At 67.3% G+C, this 22,325-nt stretch carries 22 protein-coding genes; 5 read left to right on the top strand and 17 right to left on the bottom strand.

The annotated features are described in order from the left end of the window. Window positions 1-200 precede the first annotated feature (200 nt). From ACXAGF_RS16190 to ACXAGF_RS16205, 4 genes are all read left to right on the top strand, one after another. Window positions 201-1,133 (top strand): LysR family transcriptional regulator, encoded by a 933-nt coding sequence (locus tag ACXAGF_RS16190; protein ID WP_475018403.1) that lies wholly within the window; start codon window positions 201-203, stop codon window positions 1,131-1,133. Between the two features lie 138 nt (window positions 1,134-1,271). Next, window positions 1,272-1,985, top strand: a complete 714-nt coding sequence (locus tag ACXAGF_RS16195) for an SDR family NAD(P)-dependent oxidoreductase (protein ID WP_475018404.1) — start codon at window positions 1,272-1,274, stop codon at window positions 1,983-1,985. A 117-nt stretch (window positions 1,986-2,102) separates the two neighbouring features. Then, window positions 2,103-2,339 (top strand): tautomerase family protein, encoded by a 237-nt coding sequence (locus ACXAGF_RS16200; protein ID WP_475018405.1) that lies wholly within the window; start codon window positions 2,103-2,105, stop codon window positions 2,337-2,339. A 164-nt stretch (window positions 2,340-2,503) separates the two neighbouring features. Beyond that, window positions 2,504-3,859: an FAD-containing oxidoreductase gene (locus ACXAGF_RS16205; RefSeq protein WP_475018406.1), complete on the top strand. Its 1,356-nt coding sequence runs from the start codon at window positions 2,504-2,506 to the stop codon at window positions 3,857-3,859. A 52-nt stretch (window positions 3,860-3,911) separates the two neighbouring features. Here ACXAGF_RS16205 and ACXAGF_RS16210 read toward each other — a convergent pair whose 3' ends face one another. Further along, a complete protein-coding gene (locus ACXAGF_RS16210) occupies window positions 3,912-5,207 on the bottom strand; it encodes an MFS transporter (protein WP_475018407.1) in 1,296 nt (431 codons plus the stop codon). Window positions 5,208-5,277: 70 nt separating this feature from the next. Continuing rightward, window positions 5,278-5,679 (bottom strand): MarR family winged helix-turn-helix transcriptional regulator, encoded by a 402-nt coding sequence (locus ACXAGF_RS16215; RefSeq protein WP_475019326.1) that lies wholly within the window; start codon window positions 5,677-5,679, stop codon window positions 5,278-5,280. Window positions 5,680-6,143: 464 nt separating this feature from the next. Here ACXAGF_RS16215 and ACXAGF_RS16220 point away from each other — a divergent pair, with 464 nt between their 5' ends. After that, window positions 6,144-6,401, top strand: a complete 258-nt coding sequence (locus ACXAGF_RS16220; RefSeq protein ID WP_475018408.1) for a hypothetical protein — start codon at window positions 6,144-6,146, stop codon at window positions 6,399-6,401. Between the two features lie 27 nt (window positions 6,402-6,428). Here ACXAGF_RS16220 and ACXAGF_RS16225 read toward each other — a convergent pair whose 3' ends face one another. From ACXAGF_RS16225 to ltnD, 15 genes are all read right to left on the bottom strand, one after another. Further along, a complete protein-coding gene (locus tag ACXAGF_RS16225; protein WP_475018409.1) occupies window positions 6,429-7,535 on the bottom strand; it encodes an ABC transporter permease in 1,107 nt (368 codons plus the stop codon). Further along, complete coding sequence (locus ACXAGF_RS16230) at window positions 7,535-8,671, bottom strand: ABC transporter permease (protein ID WP_475018410.1); 1,137 nt, start codon at window positions 8,669-8,671, stop codon at window positions 7,535-7,537. The genes ACXAGF_RS16225 and ACXAGF_RS16230 overlap by 1 nt, the downstream gene beginning before the upstream one ends. Next, window positions 8,668-10,425, bottom strand: coding sequence for an ATP-binding cassette domain-containing protein (locus ACXAGF_RS16235; RefSeq protein WP_475018411.1), 1,758 nt, complete (start codon window positions 10,423-10,425; stop codon window positions 8,668-8,670). The genes ACXAGF_RS16230 and ACXAGF_RS16235 overlap by 4 nt, the downstream gene beginning before the upstream one ends. After that, window positions 10,422-11,435, bottom strand: a complete 1,014-nt coding sequence (hlyD, locus tag ACXAGF_RS16240; protein WP_475018412.1) for a secretion protein HlyD — start codon at window positions 11,433-11,435, stop codon at window positions 10,422-10,424. Before hlyD ends, ACXAGF_RS16235 begins: the two co-directional genes overlap by 4 nt. Beyond that, window positions 11,435-12,118 carry a CerR family C-terminal domain-containing protein gene (locus tag ACXAGF_RS16245; RefSeq protein WP_475018413.1) on the bottom strand — a complete coding sequence of 228 codons (684 nt, stop codon included), beginning with the start codon at window positions 12,116-12,118 and terminating at the stop codon, window positions 11,435-11,437. The genes hlyD and ACXAGF_RS16245 overlap by 1 nt, the downstream gene beginning before the upstream one ends. A 291-nt stretch (window positions 12,119-12,409) precedes the next feature. After that, window positions 12,410-13,156 (bottom strand): SDR family NAD(P)-dependent oxidoreductase, encoded by a 747-nt coding sequence (locus ACXAGF_RS16250; protein ID WP_475018414.1) that lies wholly within the window; start codon window positions 13,154-13,156, stop codon window positions 12,410-12,412. Window positions 13,157-13,190: 34 nt separating this feature from the next. Next, the gene (locus tag ACXAGF_RS16255) at window positions 13,191-14,093 is read right to left on the bottom strand and encodes a carbohydrate ABC transporter permease (RefSeq protein WP_475018415.1); all 903 of its coding nucleotides are present in this window, start codon (window positions 14,091-14,093) and stop codon (window positions 13,191-13,193) included. 13 nt (window positions 14,094-14,106) lie between these two features. Beyond that, window positions 14,107-15,042 carry a carbohydrate ABC transporter permease gene (locus tag ACXAGF_RS16260; protein ID WP_475018416.1) on the bottom strand — a complete coding sequence of 312 codons (936 nt, stop codon included), beginning with the start codon at window positions 15,040-15,042 and terminating at the stop codon, window positions 14,107-14,109. A 97-nt stretch (window positions 15,043-15,139) separates the two neighbouring features. Next, window positions 15,140-16,447, bottom strand: coding sequence for an ABC transporter substrate-binding protein (locus ACXAGF_RS16265; protein WP_475018417.1), 1,308 nt, complete (start codon window positions 16,445-16,447; stop codon window positions 15,140-15,142). Between the two features lie 162 nt (window positions 16,448-16,609). After that, window positions 16,610-17,677, bottom strand: a complete 1,068-nt coding sequence (locus ACXAGF_RS16270; RefSeq protein ID WP_475018418.1) for an ABC transporter ATP-binding protein — start codon at window positions 17,675-17,677, stop codon at window positions 16,610-16,612. Window positions 17,678-17,768: 91 nt separating this feature from the next. After that, window positions 17,769-18,545 (bottom strand): SDR family oxidoreductase, encoded by a 777-nt coding sequence (locus ACXAGF_RS16275; protein WP_475018419.1) that lies wholly within the window; start codon window positions 18,543-18,545, stop codon window positions 17,769-17,771. After that, window positions 18,545-19,528, bottom strand: coding sequence for a D-erythronate dehydrogenase (gene denD / locus ACXAGF_RS16280; RefSeq protein WP_475018420.1), 984 nt, complete (start codon window positions 19,526-19,528; stop codon window positions 18,545-18,547). Before denD ends, ACXAGF_RS16275 begins: the two co-directional genes overlap by 1 nt. 57 nt (window positions 19,529-19,585) lie before the next feature. Next, the gene (locus tag ACXAGF_RS16285) at window positions 19,586-20,341 is read right to left on the bottom strand and encodes a FadR/GntR family transcriptional regulator (RefSeq protein ID WP_475018421.1); all 756 of its coding nucleotides are present in this window, start codon (window positions 20,339-20,341) and stop codon (window positions 19,586-19,588) included. Window positions 20,342-20,441: 100 nt separating this feature from the next. Next, entirely contained in the window at window positions 20,442-21,245 is an 804-nt protein-coding gene (gene otnI / locus ACXAGF_RS16290) for a 2-oxo-tetronate isomerase (RefSeq protein ID WP_475018422.1), read from the bottom strand. A 1-nt stretch (window position 21,246) separates the two neighbouring features. After that, on the bottom strand, window positions 21,247-22,161 hold the full coding sequence (ltnD, locus tag ACXAGF_RS16295) for an L-threonate dehydrogenase (protein ID WP_475018423.1): 915 nt from the start codon (window positions 22,159-22,161) through the stop codon (window positions 21,247-21,249). Window positions 22,162-22,325 lie beyond the last annotated feature (164 nt).

Genomic DNA, 22,325 nt, shown 5'->3' on the forward strand with positions numbered 1-22,325 from the left:
GGAAATGCGCGAAAGGGGACCAGTGTGAGGTATCGCCGATATGTCCCGAGGCGGGCGCTTTTGTATCAGAGTGCAGGCGAAGGTCGCTCGGGGCGGACCGCTTGCAGCGCTTCGAGGTGTCTGGCCTGCGATTGCTTCTTGCCGATTTCGGGTAGATACTCGCTCTTCGCTTGCCACCATCCCGCAGTACGGCAGAATAGATGGATCGCATTGACGCCATGAGGGTCTTCGTCACCGCCATCGACGAGGGCAGTCTCGCCGGTGCCGCCCGCCGGCTGAAGCGGTCGCCGACGGCGGTCAGCCGGGCATTGAGCTTCCTGGAAGCGCATGTCGGGGTCGAGTTGTTGCACCGGACGACGCGGACGCTGAAGCTGAGCGAGGCCGGCCAGCGCTATGCCGCGGCCTGCCGCCGGGTGCTGGTCGACCTCGAGGAGGCGGACATCCTGGCGGGCGGCGAGCGCGCCGCCCCGCGCGGGATGTTGACGATCTCGGCACCGCCCATCGTCGGCGAAGAACTGCTGCGCCCGATCATGGACGACTTTCTCGTCCGCCACCCGGCCGTGTCAATCCAACTCCTCATGCTCGACCGGTTCGTCAATCTCGTCGACGAGGGCGTCGACCTGGCGTTGCGCATTGGCCATCTGCCTGATTCCTCGGACATTTCCACCCGGCTCGGCGGCGACGTGCGGCGCGTCGTCGTCGCCGCGCCGCGCTATCTTGCCGACCATCCCCGCATCGACGAGCCCGCCGACCTGGCAAAGCACCAGATCATCGCCTTCAGTAATTTCGGCCTCGGGTCCTGGAACTTCACCCCGGCGGAGGGCTCGGCGGTTCCTCGCACCGTCCACTTCACGCCGCGGTGCATCGTCAACAGCGTGCGGGTCGCCGTCGCCTCGGCCATCGCCGGCACCGGTCTGACCAGACTCTACTCCTATCACGTCGCCGAACACGTGCGGGACGGACGGTTGAGGATCGTGCTGGCCGAAGCCGAGCATCCGCCGCTGCCGGTACACCTGCTGGCGCCGAGCGGCCGAATGGCGGTGCCCAAAGTCCGCGCCTTCGTCGATTTCGCGGCGCCCCGCCTGCGGGCTGATTTTGCGCGCCTGTCATCCGAGGCAGCGACACTTCTCTGATTATGCCGAATTTCGCATGATTGTCGCTCAATCGACGGCAATTCTCCCTGGGTACGGAATTCTCTAGATCTGTTGCACCAACGCCGAGGGCGTAGGGCGGTGGCCGACAAGGCCCCGCTGCAACCGAGGATCGACATCATGAGCACTGAGCAAAAAGTCGTCATCATCACCGGCGCGTCGCAAGGGATCGGCGCCGGCCTCGTTCGCGCCTACCGCGATCGCAACTACCGGGTCGTCGCGACCGCCCGGTCGATCCGGGAAGGCGCCGACCCGGATGTCCTTGCCGTGCCCGGCGATATCAGCCGGCCGGAAACGGCCGCGCGGGTCGTCGACGAAGCGCTCGAACGCTTCGGTCGCATCGACACGCTGGTCAACAACGCCGGCGTCTTCCTTGCCAAGCCGTTCGTCGACATGACGCAGGAAGACTATGACCACAATCTCGGGGTCAATGTTGCCGGCTTTTTCCATATCACCCGTCGCGCCGCCGCCCACATGCTGAAGCGGGGCGCCGGCCACATCGTCAGCATCACCACCAGCCTGGTCGACCAGCCGATTGCCGGCCTGCCCTCGGCGCTGGCCTCGCTCACCAAGGGCGGGCTGAACGCGGTAACCCGCTCGCTGTCAATGGAATTCGCCGGCAGCGGCGTCCGCGTCAATGCCGTCTCCCCGGGCGTCATCAAGACCCCGATGCATGCGCCGGACACCCATGCCGCGCTCTCGGCGCTGCACCCGGTCGGTCGGATGGGCGAGATCGGCGATATCGTCGACGCCGTCCTCTACCTCGAGACCGCGCCGTTCGTCACTGGCGAGATCCTCCACGTTGACGGCGGCCAGAACGCCGGCCGTTGGTGAAGGGTCCGGATCGGTTCGCGGTTGCGGCCCAGAACCGGCCGGCCGCGGGCCGCACCCGGGTGCAGCCCGGCGAACCGCAACTTGCATCGTCCCAGCAAAACCCGAAAGGAGACTGACATGCCGATCGTCACCGTACAGGTCACGCGCGAAGGCACCGCCCCCGAGCGCTCGTCGATAACGGCCGGGGAACGGGCCGCCATCATCAAGGGCGTCAGCGAGGTCCTGCTCGATGTCCTCAACAAGCCGCTCGAATCGACCTACGTCGTGATCGAGGAGATCGACCTCGACAATTGGGGCTGGGGCGGGCTTCCCACCGCCGAGTACCGCAAGCTGCGGGCCGCCAAAGGCGTCTGAAGCAGTGGCCCGCCGACAATTGGGCCGGTTGCCGTGGTTGCGACCGGCCCCGATGCCTTGTCGGCCATGCGCCGCGCCGGCGCGATGTGCTATGCTCTGCCGCCATTGGGGATGAGGCGGCTCCGTCGGGTGGACGCCCGGTGGATGGTTTTCGGAGCGATCTGATGCGACAGTTCGATGCCATCTTCGTCGGCGCCGGCCAGGCCGGCCCTTTTCTGGCCGCCCGCATGGCCGAGAGTGGCATGAAGGTCGCCCTCGTCGAGCGTAAGTATCTTGGCGGCACCTGCGTCAATGCCGGCTGCATGCCGACGAAGACGCTGGTGGCGAGCGCCCGGGCCGCCCATGTCAGCCGCCGCGCCGCCGACTTCGGTGTCCGCCTTGCCGGCGACGTGGCAGTCGACATGGGCGTGGTCCGGCGCCGGGCGCAACAGGTCACCAGCGACGCCCGCCAAGGGCTGGCGGACTGGCTCGGCGGCATCGAGAACCTGTCGCTCCACTTCGGCCACGCCCGGTTTACGGCCGCCGACCGGATTGCCGTCGGCGGCGAGACCTTCGCCGCCCCCCGGATCTTCCTCAATGTCGGCGCCCGCCCCACCATCCCCGACCTTCAGGGGATCGACGCCATCGGTTACCTCACCAGCACGACCGTGCTGGCGCTCGACACCCTACCCCGCCACCTCGTCGTCATCGGTGGCAGCTATATCGGCCTCGAGTTCGCGCAGATGTACCGGCGTTTCGGCGCGGCCGTCACCGTCGTCGAACGCGGATCCCATGTGGCGTCGCGGGAGGACGAGGACGTCTCCGACGCCATCCGGGACATTCTCGAGGCCGAAGGCGTGGACGTCCGCACCGGCGTCGACCGCATCGCCTTCTCGCCGGCCCGCAACGGCATCCAGGTCGCCCTCGACGGCACCGTTGTCGATGCCAGCCACGTCCTGATTGCCACCGGTCGCACACCGAACACCGACGACCTCGGCCTGGAGGCCGCCGGCGTAATGCGGGATCCGCGGGGTTTCGTCGTCGTCGACGACCGGCTCGCGACGAACGTTCCAGGTATCTGGGCGCTCGGCGACTGCAACGGCCGCGGCGCCTTCACCCATACCTCCTACAACGATTTCGAGATCGTCGCCGCCAATCTCCTCGACGGCGAGGACCGCAAGGTGTCGAGCCGGATTCCGGCCTACGCCCTCTACATCGATCCGCCGCTCGGTCGCGTCGGCTTGACCGAGAGGGACGCGGCCGTCTCGGGCCGCAAGGTGCTCGTCTCCAAGCGTTCGATGGTCCGGGTCGGGCGGGCGAAGGAGCGCGACGAGACGCGCGGCTTCATGAAGGTTGTCGCCGATGCCGACACAAGGGCCATTCTCGGGGCGGCGTTTCTCGGCATCGAGGGGGATGAGGCGATCCACGGCGTCATCGACGCCATGGCCGCCGGGACCCGCTACACCGACCTGCAATGGGCGGTTCCGGTCCACCCGACAGTGTCGGAACTGATCCCGACTCTGTTGCGGGGTCTCGCCTGAACGGACCCTCCCCGCAAGGTCCAGCTCTCTGCTATCGCTTTGTCCCGGCGGTTCAGGCCGCCTGCGGCACCGCCGCCGCTTCGCCCGGTCGTCGCAGCAGCAGGACGGAGAGCGCCGCGATCAGGCAGGCGACACCGGCGATCTGCAGCGCCGGCATGTAGGTGTCGAGGCCGGTCCGGAGCGCGCCGGCCCCGTAGGCGGCGGTGGCGGCACCGAGCTGGTGGCCGGCAAAGACCCAGCCGAACACCATTCCTGCCCGTTCACGCCCGAACTTTTCCGCTGCGATCTTGACGGTCGGCGGCACCGTAGCCACCCAGTCGAGCCCGTAGAAGACGGCAAACAGGGAAAGTTCGAACACGCCGAAGCCGGAAACCGACAGGTAGACCAGCGACAGGCCGCGCAGGCCGTAGAACCAGAACAGCAGCCAGCGGTTGTCGTAGCGGTCGGACAGCCAGCCGGCGAGGATGGTGCCGAAGAAGTCGAAGACGCCGACGACGGCGAGCGTCCCGGCGGCGGTCACGGCGGTCATTCCGAAGTCGCCGCAGATCGAGATCCAGTGGGTCTGGATCAGGCCGTTGGTCGACAGCCCGCAGACGAAGAAGGTGCCGAACAGCACCCAGAAGGCGCCGCTGCCGGCGGCCTCGCGCAGGGCCACAAGCGGCGACAGCAGCATCGTGCCGAGGCTTCCGGCCGGTTTCGGGGCCGGCGCCATCGCACTGTCGCCATAGGCCGGCAGGCCGAGGTCGGCGGGATAGTCGCGCATCAGGGCGAGCACCAGCAGCATGGCCGCGGCGATGATCGCCACCACGCAGGCGAGCGCGACGCGCCAGCCATAGGCCTCGCTCAGGCTGGCGAGCAGCGGCAGGAAGATCAGTTGGCCGGTTGCGTTGCTCGCCGTCATCAGGCCGACGACGAAGCCGCGGCGCTGGGAGAACCAGCGGGTCGCGACCGTCGCCCCCAGCACCAGCGCCGTCATGCCCGTGCCGATGCCGATCACGACGCCCCATAGCAGCACGAGTTGCCACAATTCGGTCATCAGCATCGAGGCCAGGACGCCGGCAATGATCAGGCCCAGCGCGGTGGTAACGACAGGGCGGACGCCGAAGTGGTTCATGAAGGCGGCGGCAAACGGGCCGAACAGGCCGAACAGGGCCAGGCGGATCGCCATGGCCGACGAGATGTCGTCGATCTCCCAGCCAAATTCGCGGTGCAGCGGCTGGATCATGACGCCGGCCGAACCCATGGCGCCGGCCGTCGCCAGCATGGTCAGGAAGGTCGTGGCGGCAACGACCCAGCCGTAGTGGATGTTCCGACGTGCGAGCGATCGCGCGAGGCCGGTGGAGATCATGGTTCTGCCCTTTCCGAGGTCGATGCCGTTCACTTTGCGGGTACATACCCGTTTAAGGTCAAAAATCTGTTCAGAGTGCAGCAAGCAACTCGCGCAGCTTCTTCGTGTCGTCGGCGCCTAGCCTTTGCTCGAGCCGTTGCTGAACGTCACGCCAGGCCGGTTCCGCTTGCTCCAGCAGCGCCCGCCCCCGATCGGCGAGCGACAGCAGAGCCTCGCGCTGGTCGTCGCCATGACCGATCTTCGCCAGCCCCATCCGCTCCAGTACCTTGACGTTGCGGCCGACCGTCGAACGGTCGAGCTCGACCCGGCCGGCAAGTTCGGTCAGCGACACCGGCTGGAGTCGGCCAATGTTCCGCAGCAGGCTGAACTGCGCAATGTTGATGCCGAACGGCGCGAGCGCCTCGTCATAAGCGGCAGAAACCTTGCGCGCGGCGTTTCGCAGCAGGATGCAGTGGCAGGATGGAGCGGACATAGGAGCGGGTATATACCCACACAGCTTGTCGTGCAAGTCCTCACCAGCGCAGCGCTTGCCTGCTGCGTGGTCGAGCCGGCCGTCTCAAGCCGGCGCGGCTACGCCCTGCTTGGGGCCCCGTTTGCATCGATCGCCCACCGGCGTGCGCCCCGAACCGGCAGCACTTCTGCGCCGTGCCGCCAGATGCGTTCGGCCGAGCCAGCCGCCGTCGGGGCCTTGTTGGCGTTCTTCCCGCCCTGCGGCGGCATTCGCTGCCGGTCAGGGCGTCGTCCTCCATGGCGCGCAGGTCCGCTGGCGTGTCCAAGATTCTGGCGGTCACCGGCCAGAACGGCAGACGGCTCATCCTTCGGATGAAGGCGCAGGCTCGCCCGAAATCAACCAAAAGTCTGGGCGGCTTGCGCCATGGTTGGTTGCAGCTACGCCCTATGAGGCGCACACTCCGCCGTTTGGTGGGAGATGGTGCCATGCCCTATTTCGACAAGAGCCGCGAGTTCTGCAGACCCGGAGAACTGGAGTCGTTGCAGGATGTGTTTGACGCCTTGTGCGAAGCAGAGCGCATCGCCCGCCACTCCGCGGCCGCCGACGAGCTCGCAAAGCGGGTGGTGCGGCTCTACCGGGAAGGTGTTCGAGACCGCGCCGTGTTCCTCGCGCTTGTTCACACGAGGAGGAAGGCAGAGGACGACCCCAGCAGCACCTATCTGCGCGGCAGCCGGCTGCACTAGCCGCACCGGGCCCTCCCGACCCGGACGTCATTCCATTCGCCGGCGGAACAGCCACGCGGCGGCGGACAGGGTCGTGACCGCGATCAGGCCGAGCGGCACGGTCTGGCGCACCACCTCCTCGAGCGGGATGTCTTTCAGAAACACGCCCTTGACGATGACGAGGAAGTAACGCAACGGGTTGACCAGGGTGACCGGCTGCAGCCAGCCCGGCATGTTCTCGATCGGCGTGGCGAAGCCGGACAGCAGCATGGCCGGCACGAGGAACAGGAAGGCGCCGAGGATCGCCTGCTGCTGCGTCTTCGACAGGGCAGAAATGAACAGTCCGAGCCCCACGACCGCGGCAAGGTAGAAGAAGGCGCTGCCGTAGAGCAGCAGCAGCGAGCCGCGCAACGGCACGGCAAAGACCAGCACCGCCGCCAGGATATAGACCGAGATGTGGAACAGGCCGATCAGCATCGGCGGGATCAGCTTGCCGATCAGGATCTCGTGGGTGCGAAGCGGCGAGACCATCAGCTGATCGAAGGTGCCGAGTTCGCGCTCGCGCGCAATCGACAGCGCCGTCACCACCAGCCCGATCAACAGCGCGATGCTTGCCACCAGGTTCGGCACCATGAACCACTGGAAGATCAGGTTGGGATTGAACCAGTTGCGCGGCACGGTCGCGACCGTCTCGGCGCGCTTGCCCGCCGGCGTCTCGGCGGCCATCGTCCCGACGATCTGGGTGAGATAGCCGGAGACGATCTGCGATGCGTTCGAGCGGCGGCCGTCGAGGATTACCTGCAGGTCGGCCGGTCGGCCGGCCTCGATGTCGCGGGAGAAGGTGGGATCGATCCGGATCGCGGCAGTCACCTCCTGCCGGTCGATCGCCTCTTGCAGTGCCTGCTGGTTGCCGGCCCGCGCGACGCTGCGAAAGGTTGGCGAGGCCTCGATCCGCTGCACCAGCTCGCCACCCCAGCGGCCGCTGTCATGGTTGAGTACGGCGATATCGACATTGCGGACATCCAGCGTCGCCGCATAGGAAAAAACGAGCAACTGTACGATCGGCGGGCCGACCAGGATCAGCCGGCTCTTCGGGTCGCGCAGGACCGCGAGCAACTCCTTGACGATCAGCGCCTTCAGTCGCAACCACCACATCAGCCGATCCTCTTGCGCGTGCTGCGGGCCGCAAGTGCAAACAGTACCCCGCCCATCAGCAACATGACGGCAATCGCCCGCAGGAACATCGGCCAGATGTCGCCGGCGAGAAACACCGTCTGCAGGCTGGGGATGAGGTAGCGCGCGGGCACGATAAAGGTCAGCCACTGGATGACCGGTGGCATGGAGTTGATCTCGAACAGGAAGCCCGAGAGCAGGAAGGCCGGCAGGAAGGCGGACAGCAGCGCCAGCTGCGAGGCCAGGAACTGGTTCTTCGTCGCCGCCGAGATCAGCAGGCCCTGGCCGAGCGCCGGCACGAGGAAGCTGGCCGACAGGGCATAGAGCGCCAGCATCGAGCCGCGGAAGGGCACGCCGAACAGGAACACGGCCAGGATCACGCACAGCGTCATCGCCGCCAGGCCGAGCAGGAAATAGGGCAGGATCTTTCCTGCCAGCAGTTCGGCGGCCGTGACCGGCGTCGCCATCATCGCCTCCATCGTGCCGCGCTCCCATTCGCGCGCCACGACCAGCGAGGTCAAGAGCGTGCCGACCAGCGTCATGACGATGGCGATCGAGCCGGGAACGAGGAAGTTGCGGCTGGCCAGCTCGGGATTGAACCAGAAGCGCTGCTCGACCGAGATTGCCGGCGGCTGCGCGCGAGACTCGCTCGCCCGTTGACGTTCCCAGGTGGAGACCGCGCCGCGGGCGTAGTTCTGCACGAAATTGGCGGTGTTGGGGTCGGACCCGTCGACGATCACCTGGATCGCCGGATCGCGGCCGGCGGCAAAATCCGCGGCGAAGCCCGCGGGGATGACGACGATGCCGCGGAGACGGCCATCGACGAGGTCGGACGCGAAGGCACGCCGGTCGCGGCCGAGGCTGACGGTGAAGTAGCGCGACGCGGTGAAGCTCGCGGCCAGGTCATCCGTCAGCGGCGAGGACAACTCGTTGACGAGACCGATGCGGGTGTTGGTCGTGTCGAGCGAGACGCCGTAGCCGAACAGGAACAGCAGCACGAACGGCAGCACGAAGGCGATCAGGATGCTGCTCGGATCGCGCAGCACCTGGTAGCTCTCCTTGCGCACCAGCGCGGCGAAGCGGCGGGCGCGGGCGGCGGCAGGGTTGAGCCCGCTCATGCCGCCCGCCTTTCTTCCGAGCCCTGAACAAGGGCGATGAAGGCGTCCTCCATCGTCGGATCCGGCAGCGCCGGCGTGGCCACGCTGCGCTTCAGCTCGTCCGGAGAACCGAGCGCGATCGACCGGCCGCGATAGATCAGCGAAATGCGATCGCAATACTCCGCCTCGTCCATGAAGTGGGTCGTGACCAGCACCGTGACACCCTTTTCGACGAGCGCGTTGATATGCGTCCAGAACTCGCGCCGGGTGATCGGATCGACGCCGGATGTCGGCTCGTCGAGGAACAGCGCCTCCGGCTCGTGCATCACCGCGCAGGCGAGCGCGAGGCGTTGCTTCAGCCCGAGCGGTAGGTCCTTGGCGGACATGTCCAGCCTTCGGCCGAGGTCGAAGATCTCCGTCATCAACGCAATGCGCCCGCGCTTTGCGGCGCCGCCGAGCCCGTAGGCGCCGGCGAAGAAGGCGAGGTTCTGCGCGACGCTGAGGTCGCCGTAGAGCGAGAACTTCTGCGCCATATAGCCGAGGCGGTTGCGGGCCTGCGCCGCATTGCGCCTGAGGTCGAAGCCGGCGACGCGCCCCTCCCCTTCGGTCGGCTTCAGCAGCCCGCACAGCATCTTGAAGGTGGTCGACTTGCCCGCCCCGTTCGGCCCGAGCAGGCCGAAGATCTGGCCGCGGGGAATGTCGAAGCTGATGGCGTCGGCGGCGGTGAAATCGCCGAACCGCTTGGTCAGGCCGCGTGCGACGATGACGGGGCTGCCGTCACCGACGGCATAGGTCCGCTGCGCCTCGGCGAGCGCGGATCTTCCGCCCGGTCCGCCGCCCAGCATGTCGACGAAGGCGTCCTCGAAGCGCGGCTCGGCCGGCGCCATGCGCGGCGCTGTGCCGGTCCCGCCCGCGGCGATGTCCTCCGGCACCGCGCCCTCCTTCATCACCAGTCGGATCGCCGCCCCTTGGATGACGCCGTCCACCACGTCCTGGCCTTCCAGCAGCCGCGCCAGCGTCTGCCGCCGGCGCCCGGCGACGCCGTTGACGTGATAGACCCGGCCGGCGACGCGCCCGGTCAGTTCGGCCGGCGGGCCGGAAAACAGCAGACGCCCCTCGTTCAGGAGCAGCACCCGGTCGCAGGCGGCGGCCTCGTCGAGATAAGCGGTGGACCAGACGACGCCGATCCCCTCCTCGGTCAGATCCTCCACCATCCGCCACAGTTCGCGCCGCGAGATCGGGTCGACGCCGACGCCCGGCTCGTCCAGCAGCAGCAGGCGCGGCTTCTTCAGCAGCGCACAGGCCAGGCCCAGTTTCTGCTTCATTCCGCCGGACAGCTTGCCGGCGAGCCGCGTCGTGAATCGGGCGAGGTCGGTGAAGCTCAGGAGTTCATCGTAGATCGCCCGCCGCTCTGCCCGCGGCAGGCCGCGCAGGTCGGCATAGAGATCGAGATTCTCCCTGATCGACAGGTCCTCGTAGAGGCCGAAGCGCTGCGGCATGTAGCCGATCGCCGCCTGGATCGCAGCCGGATCGCGACGGGTGTCGGAGCCGAGCACGCTGACGCTGCCTTGATCCGGCAGCATCAGCCCGGTCATCAGCCGGATCAGCGTCGTCTTGCCGGCTCCGTCCGGGCCCACCAGGCCGGTGATCTCGCCGCTCCGGATCGTACCGGAAATGGCGTCGAGCGCGGGCGCACCTTCGGCATCGAAGCGCTTCGTCACGTCGGCGATCCGGACGATGCCATCCCCGGCCGTGCCCGCGATCGCCGCACTCATTTCTGGGCGACCTCCGTCTTCGGCAGCGAGATCGTCACCGGCATGCCCTGCCGCAGGCCGGTGTCGGCATCGGACACGACGATGCGCAGGCGGTAGACGAGATCGGTACGCAGCTCCGGCGTCTCGACCGCCTTCGGCGTGAATTCGGCCACCGGAGAGATATAGCCGACGGTGCCGGTGTAGCGCTTGCCGGCCTTTGTGTCGGAGACAAGCTCGACCGTCATGCCGGGATGGATCAGGCCGAGGTTGGTCTCGCCGACATAGGCGCGCACCCAGACCGGCTCGGTGAGCGAAAGCGTGAACACGGTGTCGGACGGAGCCACGATCGCGCCGGCCTCGCGGACGCGGGACAGGATCACCCCGTCGCTTGGCGCCTTCAAGCGTGTGTCCTCCAGCGCGATCCGGGCAGAGGCCAGCGATGCCTCGGCGGCGCGCAGTTCCGCCTCGGCCGCGGCGATGTCTTCGATCCGGCTGCCTTCCTCCAGCAGCTTCAGCGCTTCCTTCGCCGACTCCGCGCGCGCGGCCGCCGTCGCCTCGCCGGCAACGGCGCGATCGAGCACCAGTTGCGACACCGTTCCGGAGGGCGCCAGCCGCTCGGCCCGCTCCAGGTCGAGCCGGGCATTGGTCAGGTCGGCGAGCCGCTCGTTGTATTGCGCCCTGGCCTGGGCGATTTCCGTTTGGCGCGGCCCGGCCTTCAGCTTGTCGAGGGTGGCGCGCCGCGCGCCGACGGCCGCTTGCGCGGCCCGCGCCGCCGCCTCCTGCGGGGCGGCATCGAGGCGCGCGATCACGGCGCCTTCGGGGACGCTGTCGCCCTCGTCGACGGCAAGCGCGGCAATGCGGCCGCCGACACGGAAGCCGAGCGACACCTGGCGGATGTCGACATTGCCATAGAGATTGAGCGCGCCGGTATCGGCCGGCATCCAGCCCAGCCTCTGCGGCACGTCATACCACCAGGCCGCGGCCCCTGCCGCGACGGCGGCCAGCAGGACGGCGGGAACGATCCTGTTCATCATGCGTCTCCATCGCGACCAAGGGCGGCGACCAGTTCTGCCGCCAGCCCCCGGACAGTCTCAATTTCCGTCGGCCCCGCGCTCTCCCACTCCATCTGCGTCAGCACCGCCGCGTGGGCCATGCGGAAGATCAGGACGCTGCCGACGAAGGACAGCGTCCGCAGGCGCACATGCGCGCTGTCGGGCGGCTCGCCGAGGATCGCGCCGATCAGCCGCCGCGCCGTACCGATCATCGGCCCCATGATGGCCTGGTAGATGCGTGCGAACGCCTCGGTCGGCTCCATCTGCTCGCGGATGATGAAGCGCGCCCATGGTTCGGAGGTCTTGCTCATGAAGAGCGTGACCATGGTTTGCGCCATCAGCGTCAGGATTTCTCGCGCCTCGGCCGCGCCGAGTGTCTCGCCCGCCTCGTCGCGCGCGGCCAGGCGCAGGCGCACCTTCTCGCGCATGTCACCGGTGTAGCGGCCGATCTGGGCCGCGAGGAATTCGGCGGAGGCGAGATAAAGGCCCTCCTTGCCGCCGAAGTAGTAGGGAATGGCCTGCAAGTTGACACCGGCAGCTTCTGCCAGCTGTCGCGTCGAGGCGCCGTCATAGCCATAGCGGCCGAAGACGTCGATGGAGGCGTTCAGGAGCTTCTCTCGGGTCGCATCGCTGCGCGGGGTGTTCGGGATCGTTTCTTTCATGAGATCAACATACATCGGATCTGATATTCAGTCAATCGATTGATTTATGTACGCCTCAAACGACGTGCGACAGCCAACGGCAGGGCAACGGCCTGCCCATTGCCGCCACACCGGCAACGCAAGACCTATCGGTCAGCGGGGCTTCAGCCGAAGCCTATGAGAAAAGAACAGATGCGCTGAGGTTGGCTGACAGGGCCGGACGGCGGGCCTTCGCACAACGGCGCGGCCGGGCGGCCATGCCGTCATGTCGAAGCGCAACTACGCAGCGTTTGTCCGCCGGACGCCAAGGCCTCAGTAGGTGGCGCGCCCGCCGGAAAGGTCGAACACCGCCGCGGTGGTGAAGCTGTTTTCCCGCGACACCAGCCAGGCGACCATGGCTGCGGCCTCCTCCACCTCGAGGAAGCGGCCGCGGGGAATGCGCGAACGCATGTAGTCGATGAACTCCGGCGTCAGCTGTTCGAGGATGCGGGTCTCGGCGGTGGCGGGCGTGATGCAGTTGACGGCGATGTCGTAGCTGGCAAGTTCCTTGCCGAGCGACTTGGTCATGCCGATCACGCCGGCCTTGGAGGCCGAGTAGGCCGAGGCGTTCGGATTGCCTTCCTTGCCGGCGATCGAGGCGATGTTGACGATACGGCCATAGCCGCGCGCCTTCATCCCGGGGACGATCGCGCGGCAGACGTGAAAGGTGCCATGCAGGTTGATGTCGATGATTTTTTTCCACATCGCGATGTCGTAGCCGTCCAGCGGCGCGGCCGGGCCGGCAATGCCGGCCGAGTTGACGACGATGGCGATCGCCCCGCCCTCGGCTTCGGTTTGCCGCGTCGCCGCTTCGACCGCGTCCCAGTCGGCCACGTCAACGATGGCGCTGCCGGCACTGGGCCCGAGTTCGGCACGGGCGGTTTCGAGCAGCGGCCCATCCATGTCCCAGAGCGTCACCGTCGCCCCCGAGGCGATCATGCGCCGGGCCATGGCGAAGCCGAGCCCCTGGGCGCCGCCGGTGATGACGGCGTGCTGGCCCGACAGGTCGATCTTGTTCATCGGCTATCCATCCTTGGTTTGCTTGTCGGCACGGTCATTCCTTCACCGCGCCCGTCATCGACGAGACGTAGTAGTCGACGAAGAACGAGTAGAGGATCACCACCGGCAGCGAGCCGAACAGGGCCCCGGCCATCAGCGAGCCCCATTCGAACACGTCGCCGCGCACCAGCTCCGTCAGCACGCCGACCGGCACCGTCTTGTTCTCCGACGACTGGATGAAGGTGAGCGCGTAGATGAACTCGTTCCACGACAGCGTGAAGGCGAAGATGCCGGCGGAGATCAGCCCGGGCACGGCCAGCGGAAGGATGATCCTGACCAGGATCTGCCAGCGGCTGGCGCCGTCGACGAGCGCGCTCTCCTCCAGCTCGAACGGGATCGAGCGGAAATAGCCCATCAGCAGCCAGGTGCAGAACGGGATCAGGAACGTCGGGTAGGTGAAGATCAGCGCCAGCCGGCTGTCGTAGATGCCGAGCTTGAAGACGATGAAGGCGAGCGGGATGAAGAGGATCGACGGCGGCACCAGATAGGCGAGGAAGATCATCAGCCCCACCGGCCGCGCGCCGGAGAAGCGGACCCGCTCGATCGCGTAGGCGCCGAACACCGAGGCGGCGAGCGACAGGAAGGTCGAGCACACGGCGACCAGCATGGTGTTCCACAGCCAGCCCGGATAGGAGGTCTCGAACAGCAGGTACTTGATGTGGTCGAGCGTCGGGCCGACCACCCAGAACGGGCTGTAGTTGCTGTAGTCGGTCAGCTGCGAGTTCGGTTTGACCGCCGTGATCGCCATCCAGTAGAACGGAAACAGCAGCACGAAGACGAACAGCGCCATCGGCAGGTAGAGCACGACGATCCGGCGCGGCAGGCGGTTGAGGTAGCTCATGCCCTCGGCTTCGTCGGTGAGCGCGTCGGGCTGGATCTTGGTGGACGTGGTGGTCATGGTCGTTCTCCGATCAGTCCTGGCCGCCCTGCTGCCACTTGCGTCGCTGCAGGCCGAAGAAACTGAACATGATGGCGCCGAGCAGGAAGGGAATCATCGCGACCGCGATCGCGGCCCCCTCGCCGAGCTGGCCTCCGGGGATGCCGCGCTGGAAGGACAGGGTCGCCATCAGGTGAGTGGCGTTGACCGGCCCGCCCTTGGTCAACACGTAGATCAGCTGGAAATCGGTGAAGGTGAACAGCACCGAGAAGGTCATCACCACGGCGATGATCGGGGTGAGCATCGGCAGCGTCACATAGCGGAAGCGCTGCCAGGACGTGGCGCCGTCGAGCGAGGCCGCCTCCTGCAGCGAGGCCGGGATGGTCTGCAGGCCGGCGAGCAGCGAGATCGCCACGAAGGGGATGCCGCGCCAGACGTTGGCCGCGATCACCGACAGGCGGGCATTGGTCGGATCGCCGAGAAAGTTGATCGGCGTGTCGATCAGCCCCAGTTCCATCAGAGACCACGACACGATCGAGAACTGGCTGTCGTAGATCCACCAGAAGGCCAGCGCCGACAGCACCGTCGGCACCACCCAGGGCAGGAGCACGATGGCGCGGAAGAAGGTCTTGAACGGCATCTTCTCGTTCAGCAGCAGCGCCAGCCACAGCCCGAGCCCGAACTTCAACACCGATGCCACCGTGGTGTAGAGCAGCGTGTTGAAGACGGACAGCCAGAACACCGAATCGTCGGCGAGGAAATAGTAGTTCTCCAGTCCGATGAACACGCCGTCGCGCCCGATCCGGGTATCGGTGAAGCCGAGCCAGACGCCAAGGCCGAGCGGATAGGTCAGGAAGCAGAGCAGGAAGACCGCCGCCGGGAGCATGAACAGAAACCCGAGCAGGTTGTGGTTCTGCATCAGCGAGGACATCGCGGAACGCGGCTGGTCGGACAGGGATACCGTAGACATCGGCTTCTCCGGCTGGATCGGCGGTTGGCGGTCGGCCCCGGCGGCTCGCCCGCCGGGGCTAAGGCTAGGAGCGGCCTGACAAGGCCGCCCGGCAGCGCTAGATGCGGTAGTAGCGGTTGGCGCGCTTTTCGGCTTCGGCGGCCGCTTCCTCCGGCGTCAGCTGGCCGGTGACGGCGGCGGCGAACATGTCGACCAGCACGTAGTCGGCCATCACGCCGGCCGAGGCGTAGCCGAGCGGGCCGGCATAGCCGTTCGGGCGCAACGTCTCCGACGCCTTGGCATAGGGTGCGTGGATCGGGTCCGCCGTCCAGACCGGATTGCTGGCAAAGGCCTTCAGCGGCTGGCAGCAATAGGCGCTGGAGCCCTCGATCCAGGCGTTCATCTGGTCGGCCTCCATCATGAACTTGATGTAGGCCTTGGCCGCTTCCGGGAACTTGGAGTGGCTGAACAACAGGATCGAGCTGGTCTGGTGCAGTTCCACGCTCTGACCGACCGGGCCGATCGGGAAGTTGGTCGTGCGCAGGTCCGCGGTCAGCTCGGCCAGGGCCGGGTCCTTCCGGGCGGCATAGTAGAGCGACACGCCGTTCGCCGTCAGCGAAACCTGGCCGGCGAGGAAGGCGCGGTTGTTGTTGATGTCGAGCCAGCTCTCCGTGCCCGGGATGAAGGTCTCGTACAGCGCCTTGGCGTAGTTGATCGCCTGGATGGTCTCGGGGCTGTTGATGGCAACCTTGCCGCCCTCGTCGACCATCTTGCCGCCATGGCTCCACAGCAGCCAGTGGGCGTAGTTGTTGCCGTCACCGACGGCCTTGCCGTGCGGGAAGCCAGCCGGCGTGCCCTTCGCCTTCATCGCCTTGCAGAGTTCGAGAAAACCCTCGGTATCCTTCGGGAACTCGCTGAAGCCGGCGGCCTTCATGTGGCTGTCGCGGTAGCAGACCGCGTTGCCGATTGCCGTCAGCGGCATGGCGATGAAGTTGTCGCCACGGGTGGCGTAGCCGCGCACGCCGTCATACCAGCCGCCGTACTTGTCGCCGAGATAGTTGGCAAGCTCGGTCAGGTCGACCAGCTTGTCCGGATACTGGTGGGCGTCGTCGAACCAGCACATCACCATGTCCGGCCCCGATCCGACATTGGCGGCCACGGCCGCCTTGGGGCGGATGTCTTCCCAGCTTTCCTTGTCGATGCGCACCTCGACGCCGGTCGCCTCGGTGAACTTCTTGGTGTTGGCAAGCCAGGCGTCCTCGTCGCCTTGGACGAACGGTGACCAGCGCAGCAGCCTCAGGCTCGCGCCCGCTTCCGGCGTATAGGTCGGCTCCGCCGCCTGGGCAAAAGCCGGCCGGATGCCGAAACCGGCCAGCCCGGCGGCCGCCGCGGAGGCGGCCAGGAAATCACGTCTCTTGATCGTCATGAAAGTTCCTCCTCGAAAGCGCGGGAACAAGGCGTTGCGGCATTCGTCGTCCCGCTTGGCGAATGCTGCGGCAGCAACCTCCGGCAGCGCCGGAAGCGACCAGTCCGGGAGGGATGCGCGCGGTCTCCTCTTCCACTGCGCGCACCCGCCCGGGATCGGCGTTCAATCCTGCAGCCTGCGCCCGGTCTCAACGTCGAACAGGTGCACGTGGCTGGCGTCGATCCGAAGCCGGACGGTGTCGCCCGGCCGGGTGCCGACACGCTCGCGAAAGACGCAGGTGACCTCGCTGCCGCCGAGGCGGACGATCATCTGCGTCTCGGAGCCGGTCGGCTCGATCACGATCACCTCGGCCGGCAGGCCGTCATCGGAAAGCGTGATGTATTCGGGCCGCAGCCCGTAGACGAGCTCGCGGCCGAGCGCCGATTGCGGGTGCTGCGCCACCGGCAGCGCCGTGCCGTCGGCGGTGATGAAGCGGTCCTCGGCCTGCGGGTCGAGGCGGCCGTGGATCATGTTCATCGCCGGCGAGCCGATGAAGCCGGCAACGAAGAGATTGGCGGGCTTGTCGTAGAGTTCGAGCGGCGCGCCGATCTGTTCGACGATGCCGTCGTGCATGACGACGATCTTGTCGGCCATCGTCATCGCCTCGATCTGGTCATGCGTGACATACACCGTCGTGGTCTTCAGCCGCTGGTGCAACTCCTTGATCTCGGCGCGCATGGCCACGCGCAGCTTTGCGTCGAGGTTGGAGAGTGGTTCGTCGAACAGGAAGACCTGCGGATCGCGCACGATCGCCCGCCCCATGGCGACGCGCTGGCGCTGGCCGCCGGAGAGCTGGCGCGGATAGCGTTCGAGCAGCTTGGACAGGCCGAGGATTTCGGCGGCCGCATTGACGCGCTTGTCGATCTCCGCCTTCGGCGATCCGGCCAGCATCAGCGAGAACGCCATGTTGTCCGCCACCGTCATGTGTGGATAGAGGGCGTAGTTCTGGAACACCATGGCGATGTCCCGCTCCTTCGGCGGCAGCCGATTGACGGTGCGCCCTCCGATGCGGATCTCGCCTGCCGTGATGTTTTCCAACCCGGCGAGCATGCGCAGCAGCGTCGATTTCCCGCAGCCCGAAGGCCCGACCAGGATGACGAACTCGCCATCTTCGATGTTGATGTCGACGCCCTTGATGACAGGCAAGGCGCCGAAGGATTTTCTGACATCGACGAAGTCGACACCGGCCATTTGCGTTCCTCCCAGAACGTTGGTTCTCTACTTTCCGGCCGATCGACGGGGCACCCCGCCAACCCGCCGGATCGCGCATTCTGTGCCGGCCCTATCCACGGCCGACCAGAGGCATCTTCGTCGCCATCACCGTCATCGTCAGCACATTGGCCGCGAGCGGCAGGCTGGCCATGTAGACGACCGCGTCGGCGACGTGCTCCACCGCGATCGTCGGTTCGGCCGCAGTCTCGCCATTGGCCTGCAGCACGCCGGTGCTCATCTTCGCCGTCATGTTCGTCGCCGCGTTGCCGATGTCGATCTGGCCGCAGGCGATGTCGAACGGCCGTCCGTCGAGCGCCGTCGATTTCGTCAGGCCCGTGATCGCGTGCTTGGTTGCGGTATAGGGCGCCGAATGCGGCCGCGGCGTGGTGGCCGAGATCGAGCCGTTGTTGATGATGCGCCCGCCGCGCGGCTGCTGCGCCTTCATGATCTTGAGCGCCTGCTGGGTGCACAGGAATGCGCCGGTCAGGTTGGCGGCGACGACCGTGCTCCATTGCTCGAAGCTCAGGTCCTCCATCGGAATGGCCGGCGCCCCGGCGCCGGCGTTGTTGACCAGGAGATCGAGCCGGCCGAACTGCGTGCGCACCCGGTCGAACAGGCTCGCCACCGCCGCGGGGTCGCCGATGTCGCAAGGGACCGCCGTTACGGCACTGCCGGTCGCTTGCCCCAACTCGCGCGCGGCCGCCGCCAGCACGTCCGCTCGGCGGCCGGTGATGACGACGGCATAACCCTCGCCGGCGAGCGCCTCGGCGATGCCCCGGCCCACCCCGGTGCCGCCGCCGGTGACGAGCGCGATCTTGCCCTTGCCGGTCTGCTCCTTGCGCGCCATCAGATCGTACCTCCGAGTTCGTCTTCGATATGGATCCTGATGATCTCGTCGAAGCTCTTCTCCGCCGTGAACCCGAGCCCGGTCGCGCGCCGTGCGTCGAAGTCCGTCGCCCAGCCGGCGACGATCCGGCGGATCGTCGCGTCCGGCTCGCGGCGGATCAGCCTGACCGCCCTTTCCCCCGCAATCCGTCGCAGCGCCTCGATCTCCTCGCCGACCAGCGCGGAAAGGCCCGGCATCGTCAGGTTGCGCCGCGGACCGATCGCCGACGTGTCCATCCGGGCGGCGTGCAGGAAGAAGCCGACGGCGGAGCGCGGGCTGGCGAACCAGTGACGGACGCTGTCGTCGACCGGTAGCACGGCCTCCTGGCCGGAGAGCGGTTCGCGCAGGATGTTGGAGAAGAAGCCGGACGCCGCCTTGTTCGGGGTCCCCGGGCGGATGCAGATCGTCGGCAGGCGGATGCCGACACCGTCGAAGATGCCGCGCCGGGTGTAGTCCGACAGCAGCAGTTCGCAGATTGCCTTCTGCGTCCCGTAACTCGTCAGCGGCGTGGTAAAGAACTCGTCGCCGATCTTCTCCGGGAACGGCTCGCCGAAGACGGCGATCGAGGAGGCGAAGATCAGCTTCGGGGCGTAGGGAGCGCGCAGGCCTTCATGGCGGATCGCCTCGAACAGCGCACGGGTGCCATCGAGATTGACGCGATAACCCTTGTCGAAATCGGCCTCCGCCTCGCCCGAGACGATCGCCGCCAGATGGAAGATCAGGTCGGGGCGCGCGGCAGCGAGCCGCTCGGCCTCGCCGGGTTGCGACAGGTCGGCGGCCCGGGCGGCGGCGATCGGTTCCAGCGCTTTCGGCACCGGCGGACCGATCACGTCGACAAGCGTCAACTTCTCGATCGCAGCGCCGGTCGCGTCGCTGCGCGCGGCGAGGGCCTCCACCAGCTTGCGCCCGATCATGCCGGCCGCGCCTATCACCATCACATGCATGTTCGGCCAACCCTCCCAAGTTGCGCCGATCCCATCGGACCGCCGTGCCGCCTTCGTTTACGCCTTTCCCGGGACCCGCAGGTCCTCTCCCAGCAGATCCCGGGTCGTCTCGTAGATGCGCATCAGGTGCAGCCGGAACGCCTCGACGACCGCCTCGCGGTCGCCGCGGCGGAGTGCCGCGACGATCTCCGCGTGGTCCCGATTGCTGGCATCGATCGCCCCCGGCCGCGACATCGCCACGCGCCGGTGGTTCATCATATAGGTGTAGAGATCGGTGACGAAGTCCGACAGCAATGCGTTCCCGCAGGCGCGATAGATCGCCAGGTGAAACTCGCGGTCGCAGATCAGAAAGCGCATCGGGTCTGCGCCGCTCTGCCGCTGCGCCTCCAGCAGCCCGTCGAGTTTCTGCAGTGTCTCCTCGTCGATCCGTTCGGCCGCGTCGCCGACGACCTTGAGTTCGATGTGCAGGCGCGCCGCATGCACCGCCTCCAGATCATAGCTGTCGATCGCGTTGGGGGTGGCGATCGTCACGGTCACGTCGCTGAGGTCGACGTCGGCCACCCTTGTGCGCGTTCCCTGGGCCACCTCGACGATACCGCGCGCGGACAGCGACTGGATGGCGCCGCGCACCGTCTCCCGGCTGACGTTGAGCACCTGGGCGAGCTCCCGCTCGCCGGGCAGTTCGTCGCCGGGGCGCAGCATGTTGGTGGCGATCAGAACCATCAGCTTCTCCGCGATCACCTCGCGCGCGGTGCGGCGGTCGATGCTGTGCCCCACTTTCGGCATCTGCGTGAGGATCGGACGTCCACCCATTGCCATTCCCGCCAACTGCCCACTGGTTGGTCCACCAGATCAGTTTGAATTCAACGGGCAAAAGTATGACTAGTCAATGGCACTTCGTCGCGGCAGCGCATCAATAATTTCCCTGAGTATTGTGCGATGCAGCGCCCGCCTGCCGCTCACGCCAGCCGAGCCCGTCCAGCGTGGCTCCGGCAGGGCGATACTCGCAGCCGACATAGCCGGCATAGCCGAGCGCATCCAGCGCGTCGAAGATGCGGAAGTCGTCGAGTTCGCCCGTTCCCGGCTCGTGTCGGCCGGGGACCGAAGCCACCTGCACGTGGCCGATGATCGGCATCATCGCCTCCAGCCCGGTCAGCACGTCGCCGTGCAGGATCTGGCGGTGATAGATGTCGAACTGCAGGCGCACGTTCGGCCGTCCGCAATCGGCGATCAGGCCCGCGGCGCGATCGAAGTCGTTGAGGAAATAGCCGGGCATGTCGCGCTTGTTGATCGGCTCGATGACGATGCCGATGCCGTGCGCGGCGGCGGCGTCGGCGGCATGGGCGAGCGCGTCGCGGTAGGCACGGGACGCCGCGCCATCGCCGGGGTCGGCGATGCCGGCCATCATGTGCAGGTTGGGGACACCGGTCGCAACCGCATAGGACAGCGCCGTCTCCACCGACCGGCGAAACTCGTCGCTGCGCCCGGGCAGCGCCGCCAGGCCGCGTTCACCCGCACCCCAGTCACCCGGCGGCAGGTTGAACAGCGCCTGCTTCAGGCCGTGCCGAGACAGACGGTCGACGATCTCGGAAACGGCATGGTCGTAGGGAAACAGGAACTCCACCGCCTCGAAGCCGGCCGCGGCGGCTGCGGCGAAGCGGTCGAGGAAGGCGACCTCGTTGAACATCATCGTCAGGTTGGCGGCGAAGCGGGGCATGTCAGTCGTCCCCGCCCATGCCGGGAAGCTCCAGCCCGGCGATGCCGGCGAGCAGCCGGGCGACAGAGGAATCGTCGTCGCGGCCCATGCCCGCGGCCTCCGTCATGACGAAGAGCTGCAGCGCGGCGCTGGTTACCGGCAGCGGAAACCTCTGCTTCCGGCCGAGGTCGGACACGATGCCGAGATCCTTGGTGAAGATCGACACGGCGCTCAGCGGCCTGTAGTCGCCCGCAAGCACGTGCGGAATGCGGTTCTCGAACATCCAGCTGTTGCCGGCCGATTTCGAGATCACCTCGAACACCTTTCCGATGTCGAGCCCGAGGCTCTTGGCAAAGGCGATCGCCTCGCAGGCGGCCGCGATGTGCACGCCGGCCAGCAGCTGGTTGACGATCTTGAACGAGGAGCCGATGCCCGCCGCCTCGCCGAGCCGGTAGACCGTGGCCGCCATGGCCGCCAGCGCGGTCTCTGCCGCTGCGAAGGCCTCCGGCGGCCCGGAAGCCATGACCGTCAGTTCCCCGGCCGCCGCCTTGGCCGCTCCGCCGCTGATCGGCGCGTCGAGGTAGAGCCGGCCGCCGGTCTCGACCCGTCGCGCGAACTCCTGCGCCTCGGCTGGCATCATTGTCGGCGAGGCGATGACCACCCCGCCCGGTTTCATGGCGGCGAGCGCGCCCGCCTCGCCGAACAGCACGCTCTCGGTCTGGGCGGCGTTGACGACGACGACAACGACGATGTCGGCGTCGCGGGCCGCCTCTGCCGGGGTGGGAAAGGCCGGGCCGCCGTCGTCCTGCAGCGCCGCACGGGCAGCCTCGCCGAGGTCGCAGCCGGTGACGCGGTGTCCGGCGCGCAGCAGCGCGCGGGCCATCCCGAGCCCCATCGCCCCAAGGCCGATCACCGCGACAGATCTCGGTTCAGACATTCCCGCCCTCCCATTGCAGGTTTGCTTGCCCCACGTCGGCGCCGACTGGAGCACAGCCGCCGCGCCGGCGCAAGGCATTTTTGGTAGCGCTACCATACGCAGCGGTCGCTGCGTCCGGCGCTGCCGGTTCCGCGCGGGCGGCAGTGTGGACTGCTGTCGACCGC

It is taken from the genome of Mycoplana sp. ABR4_002 (assembly GCF_056159645.1).

What these genes read in the sequence shown, in the direction of transcription:
- otnI (WP_475018422.1), bottom strand. Translation starts at nt 21,245, where the DNA reads ATGCCCCGCTTCGCCGCCAACCTGACGATGATGTTCAACGAGGTCGCC.
- ACXAGF_RS16200 (WP_475018405.1), top strand. Translation starts at nt 2,103, where the DNA reads ATGCCGATCGTCACCGTACAGGTCACGCGCGAAGGCACCGCCCCCGAG.
- ACXAGF_RS16215 (WP_475019326.1), bottom strand. Translation starts at nt 5,679, where the DNA reads ATGTCCGCTCCATCCTGCCACTGCATCCTGCTGCGAAACGCCGCGCGC.
- ACXAGF_RS16250 (WP_475018414.1), bottom strand. Translation starts at nt 13,156, where the DNA reads ATGAACAAGATCGACCTGTCGGGCCAGCACGCCGTCATCACCGGCGGC.
- ACXAGF_RS16190 (WP_475018403.1), top strand. Translation starts at nt 201, where the DNA reads ATGGATCGCATTGACGCCATGAGGGTCTTCGTCACCGCCATCGACGAG.
- ltnD (WP_475018423.1), bottom strand. Translation starts at nt 22,161, where the DNA reads ATGTCTGAACCGAGATCTGTCGCGGTGATCGGCCTTGGGGCGATGGGG.
- ACXAGF_RS16245 (WP_475018413.1), bottom strand. Translation starts at nt 12,118, where the DNA reads ATGAAAGAAACGATCCCGAACACCCCGCGCAGCGATGCGACCCGAGAG.
- denD (WP_475018420.1), bottom strand. Translation starts at nt 19,528, where the DNA reads ATGCATGTGATGGTGATAGGCGCGGCCGGCATGATCGGGCGCAAGCTG.
- hlyD (WP_475018412.1), bottom strand. Translation starts at nt 11,435, where the DNA reads ATGAACAGGATCGTTCCCGCCGTCCTGCTGGCCGCCGTCGCGGCAGGG.
- ACXAGF_RS16235 (WP_475018411.1), bottom strand. Translation starts at nt 10,425, where the DNA reads ATGAGTGCGGCGATCGCGGGCACGGCCGGGGATGGCATCGTCCGGATC.
- ACXAGF_RS16275 (WP_475018419.1), bottom strand. Translation starts at nt 18,545, where the DNA reads ATGGCGCGCAAGGAGCAGACCGGCAAGGGCAAGATCGCGCTCGTCACC.
- ACXAGF_RS16225 (WP_475018409.1), bottom strand. Translation starts at nt 7,535, where the DNA reads ATGTGGTGGTTGCGACTGAAGGCGCTGATCGTCAAGGAGTTGCTCGCG.
- ACXAGF_RS16285 (WP_475018421.1), bottom strand. Translation starts at nt 20,341, where the DNA reads ATGGGTGGACGTCCGATCCTCACGCAGATGCCGAAAGTGGGGCACAGC.
- ACXAGF_RS16270 (WP_475018418.1), bottom strand. Translation starts at nt 17,677, where the DNA reads ATGGCCGGTGTCGACTTCGTCGATGTCAGAAAATCCTTCGGCGCCTTG.
- ACXAGF_RS16255 (WP_475018415.1), bottom strand. Translation starts at nt 14,093, where the DNA reads ATGACCACCACGTCCACCAAGATCCAGCCCGACGCGCTCACCGACGAA.
- ACXAGF_RS16220 (WP_475018408.1), top strand. Translation starts at nt 6,144, where the DNA reads ATGCCCTATTTCGACAAGAGCCGCGAGTTCTGCAGACCCGGAGAACTG.
- ACXAGF_RS16230 (WP_475018410.1), bottom strand. Translation starts at nt 8,671, where the DNA reads ATGAGCGGGCTCAACCCTGCCGCCGCCCGCGCCCGCCGCTTCGCCGCG.
- ACXAGF_RS16195 (WP_475018404.1), top strand. Translation starts at nt 1,272, where the DNA reads ATGAGCACTGAGCAAAAAGTCGTCATCATCACCGGCGCGTCGCAAGGG.
- ACXAGF_RS16205 (WP_475018406.1), top strand. Translation starts at nt 2,504, where the DNA reads ATGCGACAGTTCGATGCCATCTTCGTCGGCGCCGGCCAGGCCGGCCCT.
- ACXAGF_RS16210 (WP_475018407.1), bottom strand. Translation starts at nt 5,207, where the DNA reads ATGATCTCCACCGGCCTCGCGCGATCGCTCGCACGTCGGAACATCCAC.
- ACXAGF_RS16260 (WP_475018416.1), bottom strand. Translation starts at nt 15,042, where the DNA reads ATGTCTACGGTATCCCTGTCCGACCAGCCGCGTTCCGCGATGTCCTCG.
- ACXAGF_RS16265 (WP_475018417.1), bottom strand. Translation starts at nt 16,447, where the DNA reads ATGACGATCAAGAGACGTGATTTCCTGGCCGCCTCCGCGGCGGCCGCC.